Source organism: Paenibacillus sp. MZ03-122A, assembly GCF_024213325.1.
Lineage (GTDB): Bacteria > Bacillota > Bacilli > Paenibacillales > Paenibacillaceae > Paenibacillus > Paenibacillus polymyxa_B.
This window is the reverse complement of sequence record NZ_JANAVI010000001.1, coordinates 655,431-675,843: the sequence shown is the minus strand read 5'-3', so window position 1 is coordinate 675,843 and position 20,413 is coordinate 655,431. Positions and strand designations below refer to the sequence as shown.

At 46.2% G+C, this 20,413-nt stretch carries 19 protein-coding genes; 1 reads left to right on the top strand and 18 read right to left on the bottom strand.

Translation table 11 applies throughout. The annotated features are described in order from the left end of the window. Nucleotides 1–6: 6 nt before the first annotated feature. The 12 genes from fliF to NLX74_RS03230 all read right to left on the bottom strand — a co-directional run bounded on the left by fliF (nt 7) and on the right by NLX74_RS03230 (nt 13,311). Entirely contained in the window at nt 7–1,590 is a 1,584-nt protein-coding gene (fliF, locus tag NLX74_RS03285) for a flagellar basal-body MS-ring/collar protein FliF (protein WP_013309886.1), read from the bottom strand. 35 nt (nt 1,591–1,625) lie between these two features. Then, on the bottom strand, nt 1,626–1,940 hold the full coding sequence (gene fliE / locus NLX74_RS03280; RefSeq protein WP_061831861.1) for a flagellar hook-basal body complex protein FliE: 315 nt from the start codon (nt 1,938–1,940) through the stop codon (nt 1,626–1,628). A gap of 39 nt (nt 1,941–1,979) precedes the next feature. Further along, nucleotides 1,980–2,432 (bottom strand): flagellar basal body rod protein FlgC, encoded by a 453-nt coding sequence (gene flgC / locus NLX74_RS03275; protein ID WP_013309884.1) that lies wholly within the window; start codon nt 2,430–2,432, stop codon nt 1,980–1,982. 6 nt (nt 2,433–2,438) lie between these two features. Further along, nucleotides 2,439–2,846, bottom strand: a complete 408-nt coding sequence (gene flgB, locus NLX74_RS03270) for a flagellar basal body rod protein FlgB (RefSeq protein ID WP_013309883.1) — start codon at nt 2,844–2,846, stop codon at nt 2,439–2,441. Nucleotides 2,847–3,254: 408 nt separating this feature from the next. Then, nucleotides 3,255–4,655 carry an ATP-dependent protease ATPase subunit HslU gene (hslU, locus tag NLX74_RS03265; protein ID WP_023988186.1) on the bottom strand — a complete coding sequence of 467 codons (1,401 nt, stop codon included), beginning with the start codon at nt 4,653–4,655 and terminating at the stop codon, nt 3,255–3,257. 36 nt (nt 4,656–4,691) lie between these two features. Then, nucleotides 4,692–5,234, bottom strand: a complete 543-nt coding sequence (gene hslV / locus NLX74_RS03260) for an ATP-dependent protease subunit HslV (RefSeq protein WP_013309881.1) — start codon at nt 5,232–5,234, stop codon at nt 4,692–4,694. A gap of 26 nt (nt 5,235–5,260) precedes the next feature. Beyond that, nucleotides 5,261–6,601 carry an FADH(2)-oxidizing methylenetetrahydrofolate--tRNA-(uracil(54)-C(5))-methyltransferase TrmFO gene (trmFO, locus tag NLX74_RS03255; protein WP_254327928.1) on the bottom strand — a complete coding sequence of 447 codons (1,341 nt, stop codon included), beginning with the start codon at nt 6,599–6,601 and terminating at the stop codon, nt 5,261–5,263. Between the two features lie 27 nt (nt 6,602–6,628). Next, nucleotides 6,629–8,731, bottom strand: coding sequence for a type I DNA topoisomerase (topA, locus tag NLX74_RS03250; RefSeq protein WP_254327927.1), 2,103 nt, complete (start codon nt 8,729–8,731; stop codon nt 6,629–6,631). A gap of 285 nt (nt 8,732–9,016) precedes the next feature. After that, a complete protein-coding gene (dprA, locus tag NLX74_RS03245; RefSeq protein ID WP_254327926.1) occupies nt 9,017–10,135 on the bottom strand; it encodes a DNA-processing protein DprA in 1,119 nt (372 codons plus the stop codon). 227 nt (nt 10,136–10,362) lie between these two features. Continuing rightward, entirely contained in the window at nt 10,363–11,292 is a 930-nt protein-coding gene (gene sucD, locus NLX74_RS03240) for a succinate--CoA ligase subunit alpha (RefSeq protein ID WP_254327925.1), read from the bottom strand. Nucleotides 11,293–11,341: 49 nt separating this feature from the next. After that, a complete protein-coding gene (sucC, locus tag NLX74_RS03235; protein ID WP_053325253.1) occupies nt 11,342–12,502 on the bottom strand; it encodes an ADP-forming succinate--CoA ligase subunit beta in 1,161 nt (386 codons plus the stop codon). Between the two features lie 338 nt (nt 12,503–12,840). Next, nucleotides 12,841–13,311, bottom strand: coding sequence for a MarR family winged helix-turn-helix transcriptional regulator (locus NLX74_RS03230; protein WP_069291720.1), 471 nt, complete (start codon nt 13,309–13,311; stop codon nt 12,841–12,843). A 147-nt stretch (nt 13,312–13,458) separates the two neighbouring features. Between NLX74_RS03230 and NLX74_RS03225 the strand changes: the two genes are divergently transcribed. Beyond that, complete coding sequence (locus tag NLX74_RS03225) at nt 13,459–13,887, top strand: organic hydroperoxide resistance protein (RefSeq protein ID WP_254327924.1); 429 nt, start codon at nt 13,459–13,461, stop codon at nt 13,885–13,887. A 369-nt stretch (nt 13,888–14,256) separates the two neighbouring features. Here the strand turns inward: NLX74_RS03225 and NLX74_RS03220 are convergent, their stop codons facing one another. From NLX74_RS03220 to NLX74_RS03195, 6 genes are all read right to left on the bottom strand, one after another. Next, nucleotides 14,257–15,876 (bottom strand): YifB family Mg chelatase-like AAA ATPase, encoded by a 1,620-nt coding sequence (locus NLX74_RS03220; protein WP_254327923.1) that lies wholly within the window; start codon nt 15,874–15,876, stop codon nt 14,257–14,259. Between the two features lie 163 nt (nt 15,877–16,039). Continuing rightward, nucleotides 16,040–16,591: a nitroreductase family protein gene (locus NLX74_RS03215; protein ID WP_254327922.1), complete on the bottom strand. Its 552-nt coding sequence runs from the start codon at nt 16,589–16,591 to the stop codon at nt 16,040–16,042. A 155-nt stretch (nt 16,592–16,746) separates the two neighbouring features. After that, nucleotides 16,747–17,130 (bottom strand): YraN family protein, encoded by a 384-nt coding sequence (locus tag NLX74_RS03210; RefSeq protein WP_250261692.1) that lies wholly within the window; start codon nt 17,128–17,130, stop codon nt 16,747–16,749. Next, entirely contained in the window at nt 17,130–17,429 is a 300-nt protein-coding gene (locus NLX74_RS03205) for an EscU/YscU/HrcU family type III secretion system export apparatus switch protein (RefSeq protein ID WP_023988176.1), read from the bottom strand. The genes NLX74_RS03210 and NLX74_RS03205 overlap by 1 nt, the downstream gene beginning before the upstream one ends. Further along, a complete protein-coding gene (locus NLX74_RS03200; RefSeq protein WP_254327921.1) occupies nt 17,426–19,546 on the bottom strand; it encodes a DNA ligase in 2,121 nt (706 codons plus the stop codon). Before NLX74_RS03200 ends, NLX74_RS03205 begins: the two co-directional genes overlap by 4 nt. Nucleotides 19,547–19,636: 90 nt before the next feature. Continuing rightward, nucleotides 19,637–20,284, bottom strand: a complete 648-nt coding sequence (locus NLX74_RS03195) for a ribonuclease HII (RefSeq protein WP_254327920.1) — start codon at nt 20,282–20,284, stop codon at nt 19,637–19,639. Nucleotides 20,285–20,413 lie beyond the last annotated feature (129 nt).

Sequence of the window (20,413 nt, the reverse complement as noted above, 5' to 3'; positions counted from 1 at the left end):
TCACCTCTATTCGTCAGCCAGCCATGTACGAAGCAGATTGACGAATTCGTCGGGTTTCTTTTTCGCCAGACTTTCAAGCTGTTTACGCACTTGACTTTCATTTGTCACACTTTCCATGGTAATAGACGGGAACTCCGTCGGCGTTGGCATGAGTTGCAATTCTTCATCCAACTCTTCTTCCTGCTTACGACGACCGCGTACGATGAGGAAGATTACCCCCGCCAGCAGTGCCAGAACAGCAGCTCCGATGCCCCATAGCCAAGGGTTGGAAGCTGAGAAGAATGTATTCGTGCTCGCAGGTGCTGGAACAGCTTGTGAAAACACTGAAACCTTCTTAGCCAAATCAGCGTCTGTAATAGTAGTGCCAGAATTCGCCAACGATGCTCTTACAATATTAACCAAAATGTTTTGAATTGCTGTCTGAGTTGCAGTATCCAACGTTTGCTGACCTGTTGGTGGTTCAACTGCAACATTAATGGTTAAATCTTTTACAGTGTACGGACTTTGGATAATATCCCTTGCAATTCGGTTAACTTCGTAGTTAATCGTACTTGAGCTCTTATCTGAGCTGGTATTGCCGGAATTAGCTCCTCCCGGGTAGCCCGGAACATCCTGTGTTCCTGTTCCTGCAACTCCTCCGGTTTGTCCACTACTGCCCGTATAGCTTTCCTGAATTTGTTGGGCGCTAATTTCAATACCCTTCATTTTCGTTTGATCAACAGGTGTGACCATTTGTTCTTTTGATGTGACTTTGTCGAAATTTAGCTGGGACATAACCAGCACGTTCACCTTGTCGTCTCCAACAATTTTCGACAAAAATTGTTGAACATTATTCCTTACATCGCTCTCAAACTTCTTCTGTAGAGCCATGTTTTCCTGAACACCACTAGTGAGTCCACCTTGACCGCCCTTGGCCGTTGGAATCAACTCATATTCCTTATTGGTGATCGTAATGTTTTCCACTGGCAGATTCGGCACGGCCGTTTTTACCAGATTAAAGTATCCATCGATCGCTTGCTGATTTGGAGTAAAGCCGGGCTCGAATTCCATTTGAATCGAAGCGGAGGCTTTGTCCTTTTCTTCAAGTCCGGCAAAAATGTTTTCCTTTGGCATATTAATGACAGCTTTGGAGCTTTGGACACCATCCATCCGTTCCAACAGTTGCTGTATTTCGCCGTTCAATGCATTATTGTACTTCACATTGAACTCGTTCTCCGTCATACCAATCGCAGAGGAGGACTGGTCAAAAGCGCTCATGCCGATTGAACCCTTCTGAATCAGGCCTTGAGACCCAACATCTACCTTCGCCTTATCCGCATTAGCAGTTGGGACTGAGATTTGTGTCCCACCAGCATTAAGTTGGTACGGTATACCCGCAGAATCGAGATATTTAATGACTCCGGCAGCATCGTTAGCATTTAAATCTCGGAAAGCCACTTCATACTCGGTTTTGGTAAACTGCATCGTTAGCACTACAACGGCGATAATGATGAATGCTAATGTCGAAACAAGTAATATCTTCTGTTTTTTGCTGAAATTATTCCAATACCCGGAAATCTTATCCCGATATTGGGCGATTCTCTCGTTCACTCCGTCACCCCATCCGAAACTTTGCTAAACCCTCTTTACATCTGTGTACGCATGATCTCCTGATAGGCTTCGATCGCTTTGTTTCGGACCTGTGTAGTAAGCTGCAGGGAAAGCAGCGCTTGTTGGGAAGTGATCATGACCTGATCTACATCAACTTTGCCTGCCATGAATTGGTCGGACATCTGGTGCGTAGCGGCTTCCTGCTGCCCTACTTCATTGAGAGCATCCTTTAGGAAGGAACCAAAATCCTTCAAGGATTCGGAAGGCGTCGCTTTCGTCAACTCATTGTTAGGCGATTGAATCTGCTGTATTGCCGGTGTCTGTACATTAAACATGGCGTTCTGAATCATGTTTTACTCTCCCTATTAAGTAGTTAGTAGTCCTAGAACTTAGCGACCGATTTCAAGCGCTTTGGAAACCATAGCCTTTGATGCATTCAGAGCTGTTACATTGGCTTCGTATGAGCGTGTTGCGGAAATCATGTCGACCATTTCTTTCATAATGTCTACATTAGGCATATATACATAGCCATCTTTATCAGCGTCCGGGTGACCCGGATTGTACACAGGCTTTAAAGGTGACTGATCTTCCTGAATTTGCGAAACCTTAACGCCAGCAGCGCTTGTGCTACTTCCTTCCATTTGAGCCTTCAAAACATCGGCAAAGCCAGATTGGTTCGGCTCCAAAACAACCGTTTTTCTCCGATATGGAACTGCTTGTCCATTCTCTACTTTCGCCCGAGTTGTCTCTGCGTTGGCAATGTTGCTAGATATAACGTCCATCCGCAACCGTTGGGCCGTAAGAGCAGATGCACTAATATCAAAGCCGTTGTTAATCTTCACCTAGTCCTATCTCCCTTCTACCGCTGTTCTCATCATCTTGATGCGCTCATTAATTTCTTGGATGTAGGTATTATATCTTAGTTGATTTTCAGCCATAAGACTCATTTCTCTGTCGATATCTACGTTGTTCATATTGTTATTCATGACTGAGTACCCATCTTTGGTGACCGTGGCATCTGGAATGGAGTTCACAGGTCCTATTTGAAAATGTCTTGAATTGGTTACTTTTCCACGTAGTGGTGTGACATCACCGTCCATTTGCTGCTGAAGCAGTTCTTCAAATGAAACCTCCGAACGCTTGAAATACGGGGTATCCGCATTGGATATATTGTCGGCCATCACACGTTGTCTCGTATTTGCCGCCTGTACACCTGCCTGAAGCTTTTGAAAGCTCATATCACCCAGCAGATTCATTTAGCTCCTCCCTCCCAGCGTCTACTCCAAAGTAAGATTCAATAAAACAAGATTTTTCACTTTTTTTCGACAATAAAATTTCATAATTATACATTTCTTTTAGGTCTTAAGTAGAAAACAATAACTTTCTGTCATATATTCTAAGTTTCGTAGAGTTGGGACCTAATTACAATAAGAAAAAAGCCCTATCTTTTTTAAAAAAGAGGGCTTTAGATGCATAAAATGTTAAATTTTTCAGGTTTATTTCAAGAAAATGAATGTTTTCTTAGCACTTTACACCTGTAAAAGATTATACGTCCTACTTTTGGAATAGACAGAAAAATCATCAACTTGACCATTATCTAGGTCTAAACGACGGTGCAAGATAGTGTTATTCTGGACCTCACACCCTATTTTTAGAAACCCTATTCATAAAATATACTGACTAAGGTCCCTGTTTTGGGCAATATCTCCCAGCTTCTCACGTACATATTCCGGAGTAATGATCATACGATCCAATGTAAGCTCTGGTGCTTCAAACGACAGATCCTCCAGCAGCTTTTCTAGAATGGTATGCAAACGACGTGCACCAATATTTTCGGTGTTACGATTTACAGACTCAGCAATGCTGGCAATCTCACGGATCGCTTCCGCAGAAAATTCGACTTCAATCTCCTCAGTACGGAGTAGATCAGTGTATTGCTTGGTCAGCGCATTTTTAGGCTCCGTCAGTATCGACACAAACTCATCCAAAGTCAGGCTACTTAATTCCACACGGATTGGAAAACGGCCCTGAAGCTCAGGGATCAGGTCAGATGGTTTTGCAACATGAAAAGCTCCTGCCGCAATAAACAGAATGTAATCTGTTCTTACCGGACCGTATTTGGTCATGATGGTAGATCCTTCGACAATAGGTAAAATGTCGCGCTGGACGCCTTCTCTCGACACATCGGGGCCGCTACCCTTACCCTGGCTGGCAATCTTATCTATTTCATCAATAAAAATAATACCGGATTGCTCAGCACGCTTCACAGACTCCTGAATCACATCATCCATATCGATCAATTTGGCGGCCTCATCTTGAATCAACACCTTGCGAGCTTCCTTGACTGGTAGCTTGCGCTTTTTCGTCCGCTTGGGCAGAAAACTTCCGAACATCTCCTGCATATTCATACCCATTTGTTCATTCCCTTGCCCAGCAAACATATCGAGCATATTGGGGGCAGTATCCTCCACATCAATCTCTATGACATCATCCTCAAGCTTACCAGACAATAGATCGAATTTAACCTTACGGCGCTTTTCTGCCAAAGATCCATCCTGTTGTGGTGGTTCTTCTTCTACTGAAGTTCCCGTGTTATTGCCAAACAGCATTTCAAAGGGATTACGTTGCGATTTGTTTGACTTTTCTGCAGGTACAAGGATGCTGACAATCCGTTCATTTGCCATGTCTTCCGCTTTGTCCTTCACATTCTCTGTTCGTTCCGTCTTAACGATGCGAATAGAGGTTTCCATCAGATCACGCACCATGGATTCCACATCACGACCGACGTAACCCACTTCTGTAAATTTGGTCGCCTCTACCTTGACAAAAGGAGCTCCCACGAGCCGTGCAAGTCTACGTGCAATTTCAGTTTTACCCACACCTGTCGGTCCGATCATCAAAATATTTTTAGGCACAATTTCATCCCGGATATCATCCGGCAGCTTACTACGCCGATAACGGTTGCGCAAGGCAACAGCAACAGATTTTTTAGCTTCCTTTTGTCCGACAATATACTTATCCAGCTCGGATACCACTTGTCTGGGCGTCAACGATTGATTATTCATTTTGCACTCCTCCACCCTTGAATACTCAGAGCCGATTTACAGTTCTTCCACGATAATCTGATTGTTTGTATACACACATATTTCCGAAGCAACCTCTAGCGCTTCCCGTGCCATGTCCTTTGCTTCCATGCCAGACCCATGGCGTTTGAAAGCACGGGCAGCCGCCAATGCAAAATTACCACCTGAGCCAATCGCAAGCACATCATCATCCGGCTCTATAATTTCGCCGCCTCCAGAAATGAGCAACATTCCGGATGAGTCCATCACAATCATGAGCGCTTCCAGCTTGCGCAGGATACGATCCTGACGCCAGTCCTTGGCAAGTTCCACGGCTGCTCTTTGAAGATTTCCGTGGTGTTCCTCCAGCTTATTTTCAAACTTTTCAAATAACGTGATAGCATCGGCCACTGAACCCGCAAATCCTGCAACGACCTGACCTCGATACAATCTGCGCACTTTTTTAGCCGTCTGCTTCATGACAACACTGTTGCCGAACGTTACCTGTCCATCACCCGCAATAGCTCCTTTGCCATTGTGGCGTACAGCGCAGATGGTGGTAGCATGAAAGGACATATCCATAACGCGCTCCTCCTTTTCCTTCATCCTTATGCCTGTACTTCAGCTGACATAACTCCCGTTTCGTTGATATAACCCCGCAAACTTTCCAACGCGCGATTAGCGAGAGCTTCATTTTTTTCCTTTTTGTTACGAATCCGTTTCTCCAACTTTGGAAGCAAACCAAAGTTTGCATTCATCGGTTGAAAATGCTTAAAATCAGCGGTGGTAATATACCGTGCCATGCTACCTAATGTCGTTTCCGCAGGAAATACAAACATTTCCTGTCCACGCGCTGCTCGTGCCGCATTCATCCCGGCCAGCAGACCAGAAGCCGCTGACTCCACATATCCCTCTACACCGGTCATTTGTCCGGCGAAGAATAGATTACTTCTTCCCTTAAACTGATAAGTTGGATGAAGTTGCTGCGGAGAATTAATAAAGGTATTGCGATGCATCACACCGTAACGTACAAACTCTGCCTCTTCAAGACCCGGAATCATTGAAAATACACGCTTTTGCTCCCCCCATTTGAGGTGAGTCTGGAAACCAACCAGATTATACAGCGTTCCTGCGGCGTTGTCCTGGCGAAGCTGAACAACTGCGTGGGGCAGTTCACCTGTATGTGGATTTACGAGACCCACGGGTTTCATCGGTCCGAACAATGCCGTTTGTTTCCCACGTTGCATCATCACTTCGATGGGCATACAGCCTTCAAAATAAATTTCTTTTTCGAATTCCTTGACTTGCGCTACCTCAGCCGCAATCAGGGCCTCATAAAAAGCATCAAATTCCGCTTCGTTCATCGGACAATTCAAGTACGCTGCTTCTCCCTTATCATAACGGGAAGCCAGATAAACCTTGCTCATGTCGATAGAGTCCTTTTCTACAATCGGGGCTGCCGCATCGTAAAAATAGAAATACTCCTCTCCCATCAGTGATTTAATCTGTTCCGACAAAGCCGGAGAAGTTAAAGGCCCCGTCGCAATGACCACAATACCGTCCTGTGGGATTTCCTGAAGCTCTTCATTAACAACCTCGATCAAAGGATGTTGATGAAGCGTCTCAGTAATATGACCGGAAAATCCGTCACGGTCCACTGCCAATGCACCGCCAGCCGGAACAGCATGACGATCTGCTGCACTCAGGATCAAGGAGTTTAGTATTCTCATCTCTTCCTTCAGTACACCTACTGCATTCGTTAGGCCGTTTGCCCGCAAGGAATTACTGCATACCAGTTCGGCAAATTTATCTGTATGATGTGCTGGTGTTTTTACAACCGGCCGCATTTCATATAACTTGACTGGCAATCCACGGCTTGCAATTTGCCAGGCAGCTTCGCTGCCCGCCAGACCTGCTCCGATGACCGTTACCTTTTGTAGTTCACTCACGTTTAAATCCCCCTGCTATTGTTGTTCTTAAGAAGTCTCTACGCTCTCATCGCTCTCTTCCAGCATTTCGCTGTGATCGCAGACCGTACAGTTGAGCTTCGTCCCTTGTTTTGTACGTTTTTCGACCATTAGGCTACTGCAACTTGGGCAAGGCTTAATGGACGGTTTATCCCAGGAAACAAAATCACATTCCGGGTAGCGGTCACATCCATAGAAGATACGTCCCTTTTTACTCCGTCGTTCGACGACATGGCCCTCACCGCATGAAGGACAATTAATCCCGATATCCTTAACAATTGGCTTTGTGTTACGGCAATCTGGAAAAGCAGAACAGGCCAGGAATTTACCAAATCGGCCAAGCTTATACACCATTTGACTGCCACACTTATCACAAATGACATCGGATACTTCATCTTTTATTTCAATTTCTTTCATTTCTTCTTCAGCCACTTCAAGTCGCTTCTCGAATGACTCGTAAAAGTCACTCAACACCTTGACCCAATTACCTTCGCCTTCTTCGACGTGGTCAAGATCACCTTCCATATTAGCTGTAAACTCCACATTCAGTATCTCTGGAAAGAACTCCTCCATCTGTTCGATGACCAATTCGCCCAGCTCTGTAGGGAAAAATTTCTTTTCTTCAATAGCAACGTACCCACGTTTCTGAATGGTTTCCAGCGTTGGTGCATACGTACTTGGACGTCCTATACCCAGTTCTTCCAGCGTCTTCACCAGTCGAGCTTCCGTATAACGGGGAGGCGGTTGTGTAAAATGCTGCTTCGGCTCAACCGCTTCTTTTTTTAATTTATCGCCTGGTTGAAGTGGTGGCAGCAGTTTATCTTCTTCGGTTTTACCGTCGTCATTTCCCTCTACATACACTTTCATGAAACCTGGAAAACGAACCTTAGAACCTGCTGCCCGGAATATCGTCTCACCCGCTTCAATATCTACGGACAAAGTATCCATAATAGCAGAAGCCATCTGGCTGGCCATGAAACGTTCCCATACCAATTTGTACAAACGGAACTGATCTCGACTCATAAACGGCTTAACTGTTTCCGGATCGCGTAACGCAGAGGTTGGGCGAATCGCTTCATGCGCATCCTGGGCGTTGGCCGCTTTTTTTGAATATTGACGAGGAGTTTCAGGTACAAAAGCTTCGCCATATTTTTGAATAATTAATTCTTTCGCTTCCTCTTGAGCTGAAGCAGCGATCCGTGTGGAATCCGTACGCATATACGTAATCAGACCCACGGTCCCTTCTTTTCCTAAATCCACACCCTCATATAGCTGCTGAGCTACAGACATCGTTTTAGATGCACGGAAGTTGAGCTTCCGAGCCGCCTCCTGCTGCAAGGAACTTGTTGTGAATGGAGGAGAAGGATTGCGTAAACGTTCTTTCTCTTTCACTTCGCGCACCTTGTAAGGCGATTTTCCGATAGCTTCCAACACTTCTTGTACATCCGCTTCGCTGGAGAGCTCTTTCTTTTCACCGCGCAGCTTATGAAATTTCGCTTCAAAGGTGCTGTCTTTAATAGCTAGTTTAGCTGTAATCGTCCAGTATTCTTCCGGTACAAACTCACTAATTTCGTTTTCCCGGTCCAAAATAATTTTCACCGCAACCGACTGCACCCGCCCAGCGGATAGACCCTTTTTTACCTTTTTCCAGAGCAACGGGCTGATTTTGTAGCCAACAAGTCGATCCAGTATCCGTCGTGCCTGCTGAGCATTGACCAAATCCATATTGATTTTACGGGGTGTTTTAAAAGCATCTTTGACAGCCTGCTTCGTAATTTCATTAAATACAACACGGCAATCTGCTGTATCGTCCAGTTCCAGCGCATGCGCCAGATGCCAGGCAATAGCCTCACCTTCGCGATCCGGGTCAGCCGCCAGATATACTTTTTTTACTTTTTTTCGGGCATCCTTTAATTCTTTTAGAATTGAGCCTTTACCTCGAATGGTAATGTATTTGGGATTAAAATCATTTTCGACCTCTACGCCGATCTGACTCTTCGGTAAATCCCTGATATGACCCATGGAAGCCTTGACGATATATTTGCTGCCTAAGTATTTGCCGATCGTCTTCGCCTTGGAAGGCGATTCCACGATGACGAGTGAATCCGCCATAGGCTCTTCCTCCTCTCAATTACACACATGAATATGATAGACTTCCTGAAATGTGGTGAGTTATGACGCGGAGAGCGCTTCACAGATTGGTCATTTTTCCAGATCGCTGTGCTTGTTCAGAAAGATTCCATCTGCTCCGCTACTGCGAGTCATGATGTCAACACATATCAGGAAGTGGGGAAGGAGTAGGAATCCGCGGCGCGGATGAATACCATACTGCCCTCCACCTGATGTTTAAAATTGAATTTGTGCATTTACTAACTAAGGACTTTGCAAAAACAACTACTAAATAAGCTTGTATTTTGTGCCCGCTAGCTGGGCGATCCTTTTTTTTATGATTAACGATAACAGAACTGCGTGTAAAAGTCCAAAATCCCATGCCGTAGTATCAAGCAGTTCATCCAGTGTCATGGTTCCCTGTTCGAGCAACAGTATGACACGGTTTTCCTCAGAAGTCTCACTTTCTGGCACTTTGGAGACCTGCTTCAGATTAAGACTCTGCTCTCTATTGTATGAAGAAACCTCCCTTGTACGCAAATCTGCTTCATACTCCTCAATAATATCCGAAGCTTCAGTGACTGTTTTAGCTCCTTGCTTAATCAAGCTCAGCGTGCCTCTACTCTTCGGTGACGTAATGGGTCCGGGAACAGCAAACACATCTCGATTTGCCTCTAACGCAGCATCAGCTGTAATCAAGGAGCCGCTTCTTGCATCTGCTTCGACGACGAGCGTTCCCTTCGTTAGGCCAGCTATAATCCGATTACGTTGTGGAAACATTCCCGGATGTGACCTCGTGCCTGGAGGATACTCCGATACGATCAAGCCTTTGCTAGCCATCTCTGCAAATAAGGACGCATTTTGGGGAGGATAAATTTGATCAATCGCTGTTCCCAGTACACCAATCGTGTTTCCTCCCCGGCGCAGGGCTGTTTCGTGACAAATACTGTCAATTCCTCTCGCCAATCCGCTAACTACTGTAATCCCTGCATAACATAATCCCTCTGTTAGTATCTCCGCTGCTCTACGTCCATAAGCGGTGGGAACGCGAGTTCCTACCATGGCTACAGAACATGTATGCAAAAGTGATTTATCCCCTTTTGTATACATTACCCAAGGTGGGTCAACTGTTTCCTTCATTAATATGGGATAATCCTCGTCCACATAAGTTACCGTCCCAATATCACCGGATAGAACTCGCTGATATCGTTCATGCACCCATTCTTCATCGTAACACTGAGCCGCAATTCGTGCCTGAGCAGGGCTTAACCCTATCTCCATCCACTTTTGTTCGCTAAAATGCAGTAGCTCATGCAATCGATAGTCACTCGACCAAATACGCTGAATTGTTTTTCTTCCGATTCCCTCTAACTCATGCAAGCCTAACAAAAGCCATCTTTCTTCCAAACTATGGTTCCCCCATTCACGGAAGAGTGAACCCTCCCTTATTTTGTGGCACAATGAATCATTTTGCAAGCGTTTCCCTGACAAGCCTGTCTTAACGCAAAAAAAGCAACCTTTTCATCCCCTGTTTCAGAAGATAAAAAGGTTGCTTACCTTTCTTTCATTATACACTAGCCTGCGGCAAATTTCGATGCAGTTTTATGGCCTGTATATTAATGAAGAAACACGATTTAATGTGTCGTACACAAAGTCAAAATACCACGTGCTTCCAGCACACTTACCAGTGTCGAGCCCATTTCGGAAGGAGTCGGTGCCACCTTAATCCCATAGGCTTCAAGCGTGGCAATTTTCTCTTTGGCCGTTCCTTTTCCACCAGAAATAATGGCGCCTGCATGCCCCATCCGTTTGCCCGGAGGCGCGGTCACACCGCCGATAAAACCAACTACTGGCTTCGTCATATTGTCCCTGATCCACTCAGCAGCCTCTTCCTCGGCTGTACCCCCAATTTCTCCGATCATAATGACAGCGTGAGTGTTGGGGTCCTCATTGAAACGTTGCAAAATGTCAATGAATTCTGAACCTTTAACGGGGTCACCGCCAATACCAACAGCGGAAGATTGTCCTATACCTCGGGTCGTTAACTGATGCACTGCTTCATAGGTCAAAGTACCACTACGTGACACAACACCTACATGACCTGGTAGATGAATGTAACCTGGCATAATACCGATTTTACATTCTCCTGGCGTAATAACGCCTGGGCAGTTAGGGCCAATCAGAACGGTCTTTTTACCTTCCATAAAACGTTTGACCCTGATCATATCAAGCACCGGAATGCCCTCCGTGATACAAATCACGAGATCTAGTTCCGCATCTACAGCCTCCAAAATGGAATCTGCTGCAAAAGCCGGTGGCACGTAAATCACGCTCGCTGTTGCGCCAGTAGCTTCCTTGGCTTCGCTTACGGTGTTAAACACTGGCAATTTGACCTGTTGTCCGTTCTCCAGCGTAATTTCTACCTCGGTGCCCCCCTTACCTGGAGAGGTGCCACCTACCATTTGTGTACCATAATCAAGTGCACCCTTGGCATGAAACAACGCCGTTTTTCCCGTAATCCCCTGTGTAATCACCTTTGTATGCTTATCGACCAAAATACTCACGATCTTCACATCCCCTATCGTTTATTCGGCATATCGGAATGCAAACAGGCTATTGAACAAGTTCGACGATTTTTTGGGCGCCATCCGCCATGGAATCCGCTGCTACGATATTCAAACCGGATTCCGCTAAAATCTGTTTGCCGAGCTCAACATTTGTCCCTTCAAGACGGACAACAAGCGGACGAGTCAGCCCCAACTGTTTGGCAGCCTCCACGACGCCGTTCGCAATGATGTCACACTGCATAATTCCGCCGAAAATGTTCACGAAAATACCTTCTACCTTCGGATCGGACAAAATGATTTTGAACGCTTCGGTTACCTTTTCCGTCGTCGCACCGCCCCCTACGTCCAGGAAGTTGGCCGGATCGCCACCGTAATATTTGATAATATCCATGGTTGCCATCGCCAAGCCCGCACCATTGACCATACAGCCAATATTTCCGTCCAGAGCGATATAGCTTAGATCATATTTAGATGCCTCAATTTCCTTCTCGTCCTCTTCATCCAAATCACGCAATTCCAAAATATCCTTGTGACGGAACAACGCATTAGAATCAAAATTCAGTTTGGCATCCAACGCCAGTACATTCCCATCACCCGTAACGACTAAGGGATTGATTTCTGCAATCGAACAGTCCTTGTCCACAAAAGCTTCGTATAGCGCCAGCATAAACTTGACCGCTTTGTTTACCAGTTCATTTGGGATATTAATGTCATACGCCAACTTACGGGCCTGATACACCTGAAGCCCAATCGCTGGATCAACAACCGCTTTAAAAATCTTCTCCGGAGTGGCTGCAGCCACCTCTTCGATTTCCGTACCACCTTCTTCTGAGGCCATCATTACGATACGTCCAGTCGCACGATCTACGACAACGCCGACGTAATATTCTTTACGAATATCGCAGCCTTCCTCAACCAAAAGGCGTTTGACCTCTTTACCTTCAGGTCCAGTCTGATGCGTCACCAGCACCTTACCCAAAATTTCAGAAGCAAAAGTCCGCACCTCATCCAAACCTTTGGCAACTTTCACGCCACCCGCTTTACCGCGTCCACCAGCATGAATTTGTGCTTTCACCACCGTAACAGCGCTTCCAAGCGATTCTGCCGCAGCAACGGCTTCCTCCACCGTATAGGCAACCTTACCGTTCGGTACAGCCACTCCGTACTGCTTCAATACTTCTTTACCCTGATATTCATGGATATTCATTCTGGAATCCTCCTATCAACATGACTGCAACAAGGGCGGTTCACAAGGAAATCTATACTAAACCTACATCATTGTAACATGTTTTTAAAACGCTTTCCTTATAATTTAACCTCATGAATTACAGTATTTTGATATCATTATCATTCCCAAAATCGAATGTTTGGATATTATTGGATATTTCTCTTAATACAAATTCACACAAAAAAAGCACCTCTACAACATGGGATTACCTAATCCACATTAAGAGGCACTTTAATTCTTCAAGCATTATTAGGTATTTTTTCTTTCAGCTGAGAACAACTCATGCCATAAGATTCGCAAGAGCAACTGAAAACACCTTATGATTTTTCAATTTGTACATTAGCTTGATGAACACGATCGAGCAGATCATTGAACTGGAGCAGAAGCGACCCAAATTGATCATGAGTCATACTTGTTTTTTCCTGGATGCATCCTGGTACGGACAGAGCTTTTTCCCGTAATGCGCTTCCCTCTGTCGTCAAAGAAATCAGCACCTTACGCTCATCCTGAGTGGAACGCTTTCGATCGATAAGCCCGGCGTTCTGCAATCTCTTCAATAGCGGAGTTAGTGTGCCGGAGTCCAAATATAGTGCCTCACCCAATTCCTTCACTGTACACTCTTCACGCTCCCAGAGCACGATAAGTACCAAATATTGCGAGTACGTCACACCGAGCTTTTCCAGATAAGGCTGGTATAGCTTCGTAATCTCTCTGGAGCATGCATATATGGCAAAGCATAACTGATTATCAAGTTTCAACGCTGTACCTTCATTAGGATTGTCTTCCATGCTGTCTGATCACCTACTTTCGTCATTATTTTAGCACATTATATAATAAAATACATGCTAATTGCACAAAATACTTTACAAACAATAATTATTTTGATAAGTTAAATTGTGTAAAATATAAATTGAGCGAGAGGCAGTGATTGGATTATGATGACCATTCAACAAAAAATGTATGAAACAACAGTAAAAGCGGTTGGTGGACGTAACGGTTATATCGAGTCTTCTTCCCCTGAACTCCGTTTAGATATCGATACCCCAAAAGAAATGGGCGGCGCAGGCGGTGCAGGTACGAATCCAGAGCAATTGTTCGCAGCAGGCTATTCCGCTTGCTTTGACAGTGCCTTAAATATGGTTGCTCGCATGCAACGTATTAAGCATGAAGGTACTGAAGTAACAGCTGCGGTCCATTTCGGCAAAGTGGAAGACGGCGGCTTCGGAATCGGAGTAAGTCTCGACGTACTGGTAAAAGGCGTCGATCATGAAACTGCAGTAAAACTGGTGGAAGGCGCACATGAACAATGTCCATACTCCCGCGCTACCCGCGGTAATATTGAAGTGAAACTGAACGTTTTGTAACTTAGATTTTCTTTAGCACATGTAGGGGACGTCTTCATCTCTCTTCATGGATTCAATAGTTTCGTTAGAATGAATTTCACAACAAGCCCCTCAACCGTTTTTGTCGAGGGGCTATTATCCTTTCAGCTATCCCTTCGTTAAAGACTGTTTGTTTTTTTTCCATCAAGTAACATGGGAGATGATGTATAAACGTATATACAAAATTGATATACTCATAGTATAATCACTATTGTCATAATCTTATTTTTCTTCTCCAGATCTTTATTGTCTGGAGCTTTTTTTGTCCTTTTTCCATTTTCTATTGTACATACGCTTTGGAAAACTCTTTCATAAAAATGATCGTGTTATAGCTACTATTTTATCGCCTTTTTAACTTTCGGGAAAACTGGCATTTGCTCTATCCATATGGCAGTATTGAATAGCTTCAGCCACATGTGAAGTCAAAATTTTCTCTGAGTCATGTAAGTCTGCAATGGTACGCGAAAGCTTGAGAATTCGATCATACGCGCGCATGCTTAAACCGAGTGCGTCCATTGTCTGGTCAAGCAACTCTGCTGCATTTCTTTCTAATACGGCATATTTACGAAGCATCTGACCAGACAGCTCACTATTCCATGAAAAGGGAAGCTTGCTGTATCTGTGGATTTGTATCGCTTGAGCAGCCAGCACCTGCCTTCGCATTTCAGCGGACGACAATGATTCTTTTTCCTCCCGCCAATCCTTTGGCTGCGATACTTCAAGCTGAAGATCGATCCGATCCAGCAGTGGACCAGAAATACGTGAACGGTAGCGGGCTACTGCTGCAGGTGAACAGGTACAGCGCTGATGTTCCGTGTCATTACCGAAAAAACCACAGTGACATGGATTTAAGGAGGCGGCAAGTAAAAAATGCGCTGGATACTTAAAAACTGCACGTGAACGACTGATCGTAACATTGTGATCTTCCAAAGGTTGGCGCAGCACTTCTAGCACATGACGGCTAAATTCAGGCAACTCATCCAGAAATAAAATCCCCCGATGCGCAAGACTGATTTCTCCTGGTTTGGGTATACCTCCCCCGCCCACCAAACCAGCAGCAGAGATCGTATGATGAGGCGAACGGAAGGGACGAATATTCATCAGATGAGGCGATGACTCCTTCCACTTCCCGGCAGCGCTGTATACTTTGGTAACTTCAAGCGCCTCCTTTTCAGTCAAAGGCGGAAGGATAGATGGCAATCTGCGGATGAGCATCGTTTTTCCAGCCCCCGGCGGTCCCATAAGCAAGATATTATGCATTCCGGCTGCAGCGATGACTAACGCACGTTTGGCGTGCAGCTGGCCCAGTACATCGCTGTAATCCTCCATATTGCTAGTTATCCCTTCTTTTTCACACAACGGTATATGCTCTGCTTGAGGTAAATGGGCATAGGACTGGATCATGACCTGTTTACTAGCAGTACAATTCTGATTTGTCGCTTGGCTATCAACAGTCCCCTGTGCATGATCTTCAATCGGGATAAGATCTGCTAGATGACGTATAGCGTAAATACGTATACCCGTGATCAGACGAGCCTCGTTGGCGTTTTCCTTGGGGAGTAGCACGGAATGGAATCCTTCTCGCTTGGCCAAATCAACCATGGACAGCACCCCATTCACAGGACGAATGCTGCCATCCAGCGCCAGCTCGCCAATAAACAGCGTCCGTTCTCCCACTGGTAAAACGACCTGTTCACTGGTTGTCAGCAACCCTAAAGCGATAGCAAGGTCAAAAGATGAACCTTCCTTACGCAAATCAGCAGGAGCTAAATTAATCGTGACACGCTGGGACGGATATTTAAAGCCACAGTTTTTGATTGCTGCTCTGACACGCTCCACTGCCTCTCGAATCGCCGAATCCGGCAATCCTATAATCGCTGTCTGAGGCAAGCCATTGGACAAATCAGTCTCAACTTCAATCAGAACGCCATCTATTCCATACAAACAAGCTCCGTGTAATTTTCCATACATATCAAAAAGCACCTCTCCTCATATTGGAATGCTCCCTCTCGGGAATCATTGCATATATGAAAAAAGGTGCTTCCAAATTTTCATTCTTTGCAAATGTGATGTTCGAAATTTTAGCTTCGGACCATGCTTTCAAAATTCTTGACTAAGTTTATCTGACGACAGATTATTTGTCAAACAAGGTCAGCTTATCGGCTGCCGGAGTACGTGGTCTTGATTCCGGGATAACGTCAGGATAGCCTGCATATATCATTCCTATTACCTTCTCACCCGGTTGAATTCCCAAGTACTCACGGAACTTAGGCGAATACAAAAATGGCTTTGTCACCCAAAACGTTCCGATTCCTTTGCTCCATGCGGCAAGCATAAAGTTTTGTACAAGCGCGCTGACCGCTGCAAAATCCTCATCCCAAACCGCTTGACGCGGGTCTTCTTCCAATACTACTAAAAGCTGGATCGGGTTGTGCAAAATGCCGCTCTCAAACTTGTTGTCCTTACCAATATCGGCTGCAATTGCTTTTGCAAGCTTTTTCCGTCCTTCACCAGCAAACAACAGAAAACGCCACGGTTCACGCATTTTATGATTAGGAGCCCACACAGCGACGTCCAGCAGTTCTTTGATCGTATCTACCGGAATGGAGTCGGATTTAAATCGTTTAATCGTCCGGCGTTCCTGAATTACATCTATGACATGTTCACTAAAGGTATGCTTTGTCACGTAAATCCTCCTTCACAGGTACAACTTCTAGATATTCATTTTAAGATGAAAATGATAACTATTCTCAATAAAATATACCTGTAGCTTTCCTTCCTGTCAACCTGCACATATGAATTCAGTCCCGCACTCTTACCTTTGAATAAGCTCTTACTCGTTTAAAATGCGCCTATTAAATGGTCCGTAACAACTGCCTTTTCGTCAGTTAATTGTACAGAAATCATGTCAAAGCGGATTGGAGCTTCTCCAATCCCGTTCAGGTGCAAATATACAGCGGCTGTTTGGCGAACTTGGGCTATTTTACGCGCAGTAACTGATTCTGCTGGCGTTCCATACTTGGAGCTACTTCGACTACGTACCTCAATAAACACGAGTGTATGCTCCTGCTTGGCAATCAGATCTATTTCACCACTGCGGCATCGCCAATTACGCTCTATGATACGGTAACCCAAGTTTTCTAAAAACAAAGCCGCTGTCTCTTCGCCCATCGCTCCTTTGGCTTTCCGTTGGTCCTTGCCTCCAGCCTTCATTTCATTCGACATCACCAGTCATCCCTTGATGCAAGCCTATCCATTTGATATATATAGGTAAGCACCTCTGCCACCAACTGATAGAGCTCAGCAGGAATTTGTTCGTCCAAATCGAGTTTGGATAGTACTTCAACCAGCGCAGCATCCTCCTGTACTGGAACACCATGTTCTTTAGCTTTTTCTAAAATGCTATCCGCAATACGGCCGCTCCCTTTGGCAACGACAATCGGTGCTTCGCTCTCACCAGGCGTATATTTAAGGGCGACCGCCTTCTTTATGGAAGGAGAAGGAGGTTCCAACGGCTCTTTCATATTTTAAGATCGACTCCTTTATACGGCTGAGGCACATAGCTTTGTACTTCAGAAGAGGCGAGACTGTTCTGTTCAGTCCTTATGGGCATAGGCTCGGTACGAAGCGATAAAAGTTGGTATCCTAGTGACTCCAACGCTGTGTGAATGGACTCACGCCCACTGGTTAACAACGAAGCCGCCCATTCATGATCATTATGGAGCTTAACACTTACAATCCGATCTACAACCTGGACATCTACCAGGGTCGCTCCAAGTCCCTTCATGTCCAAATCAAACCAAAGACGACAGTTGGAGGCGTCCAGCTCTCCACGTTTGCCGCGGCGGGACTGAATCTGGATCGTAGCTGTTTCACGACCGTCCGGTCCAACGAACGGTATAAACATGTGTACTTGGGCAAAAGGCGCCGTTCGGTCTGTATTGAGTAGCAACTGCTGACCTGTCAGGTGCTGTACAACCTGCTGAGCCGCCTCTTTCAAAGCGGGCGGCAGATCGTCACTGCTCATCAGCTGGAGCAGCGCCCCTTTTACGGTGTCTGCGTCTGCTGACACCGTGTCCCCAGACGCAGCCGCTAATCCCGGCAGCGTCTGAGGCATTCCCTCTGGCGGCTCCATACGTGCCGCCGCCCCTTGCGCGACCTGTGTAGTCGCGCGGTGTACTTGCTGCTCGTGCTCTGCACCAAGCAGCTTCAGTACGCGGCCCACCCACGGGTCCTCCGTGGGGGTGAGCTGCGGGCTGGACGCCGCAGGCTGCGATGCAGCCGCGTCTGCGGCCCGCGAGGCGCCAGCCATTGGCTGCGCCACTTTCGTTGCGGGCTGCTCCGGCGCAGCCGTGCTCAGTGCGGGCGGCACCGCCGCGCGTAGCTCTTGCAGCAACGTGCGCAGTCGCTGGAGTGACACCTCTGGCGCGGCAGTGTTGCCTGCCGTGGATTGCTGCGGCATAGAGCTACCAGCCTGCTGTGCGGTGGGACGGTCAGCCGTGGCCGCGGTTAAGGCTGTCTTTGCCCCCGCAGGCTCTGCCGTGGCAGTTGCTGGAGCGCCATCCGCATCCTTAAGCTGTGTGCTTGCCGCAGTAGCTTGCTGTGACTGTGACTGCTCCACTCTGGTGCGAGGACCGTTTAATGCATCAGCACCCGATTCTGGAGCATTCACGCTAGCTTCCGATGCCACTGTCGCTCCGCGTCCATTGACTGTCTCCGCTTCTCCTGGAGCAGTCCCTTTGGCTGCAGAGGTAGCCCCCGTCGCAGTATCTGAATCTGTTGCCAAAGCACTCGCTTCACTCACTGCAGCAGCAAGGTTGGCTGCTTGAGTCCCTTTTAACAATTCTTTGCCGCCTGTGGTTTGTCCAGCTTCTGCCTGCTTTAAAGCGGTAGAAGCATCCTTGGACAGTATGGGAGCTTGGCCTTCCTGTCCATCTACAACCACCCCGGAAGAAGCACCTGTTGGACTAGTAGGCATTCGATCAGCGCTCTTTATAGCTGTTGATTCCCCCACTGAACGGTCAGTGGATATTCCCTGTCCTGGCTGCTTTAATACCGCTTCAAGCTCTTGCTCCAGCGAAGACAACAGATCATTTAAAGGAGGCCCAAACATCGCTTGACGCAATCCGTTTATGCTTTCTGCCGTCAATGGAAGTCCCCGCTGAAAGGCAACTGCCGCCGCCTGCACAAACGTTCCCAATTGTACATTGCCGTTTTGCTTCGCCATAGCTTCTCGCAAAGAAGCCGCATTTTCAGATGTCAACGGCACACCATTCTTTTGCATTGCCTGTATAAGCTCCCTGTTCTGGGCTGTATCCGACAGTCCCACCGATTCCAATACATCTGTCAGCGCTACGGTTTGCTGTGGTGTATTGGCCGCATCGTTCAGAGGCTTAAGCACCGTCATTCCGCTGGGGGAAGCCGGTTGAACCTGAAACGTTGTAGTCTGTCCAGGTTGAAGAGGGGTCTCCAGCTTTGCCCTGACCTGAGAACCTTGTATTTGCAACACAGCCTCGCTGCCGTCCTCAGACACCTTTAGCACGACTCCTCGTACAACCTGACCTGGCTGCATATCAAGTTTTTTAGCCTCTCCAGCCTTCACATCTCCAAGTAATCCACGAAATACAGATCCGATGTTCATATCGCCCCTCCTCTCACTCTCCCCCATTCAAAGGGGCTTATGGTATTAGTTATGCTTTATATCGGCATTATCCCGATTCATAATAAGTAACTACAGATCAAACAGCGTCGGTTGCTCCGTCAACAAATTGCCCAGAAAGCTGCGTCTATGCATCTTTGTAGGTCCTAGCGCCAAAATTTGTTCCCTGTGTAACTTGGTAGCGTAACCTTTATGTATACCGATCCCATATTCCGGATACTTCGCATCCCATTCACCTTTGCACAGCCGATCACGGGTTACCTTGGCGATGATAGAGGCCGCCGCAATAGACTGACTGTTGGCATCTCCTTTAATAATAGAGAGTTGAGGAATAGGCACATCTACCTTTTCTGCATCCACCAGTAAATAATCAGGAGACACATGTAAAGCCTCAATAGCCTGCTTCATAGCCAAACGGGCTGCTTGCTTAATATTGATATCATCAATTGTCTGCGCGTCTACATAGCCAACTCCTACAGCAATGGCCTTCTCCATAATTAGCTCGTAGTATGCTTCTCTCTTCTTGTTCGTCAATTTTTTGGAATCATCCACACCTTCCAGTAACTCACCCACTGGTAAAATGACTGCTGCGGCCACAACATCACCAAACAGGCATCCACGACCTACCTCGTCAATACCTGCAATCCGCTCACAAGACTGCTCCCAGCATTTTTTTTCATAATGTAGCATGTCCTTCACTACATTCTTTTTATCTTCCATATTCAATACCTGCCCATCTATATGTAGTTTAACGCGTCATTCATGCCGTAGCTCTAGCGATTGAATTCAGCTTACCACAGACCTTCATCGTCCAAAACCCTTTTCTAATTGCCTTCAAATACCAAAAAA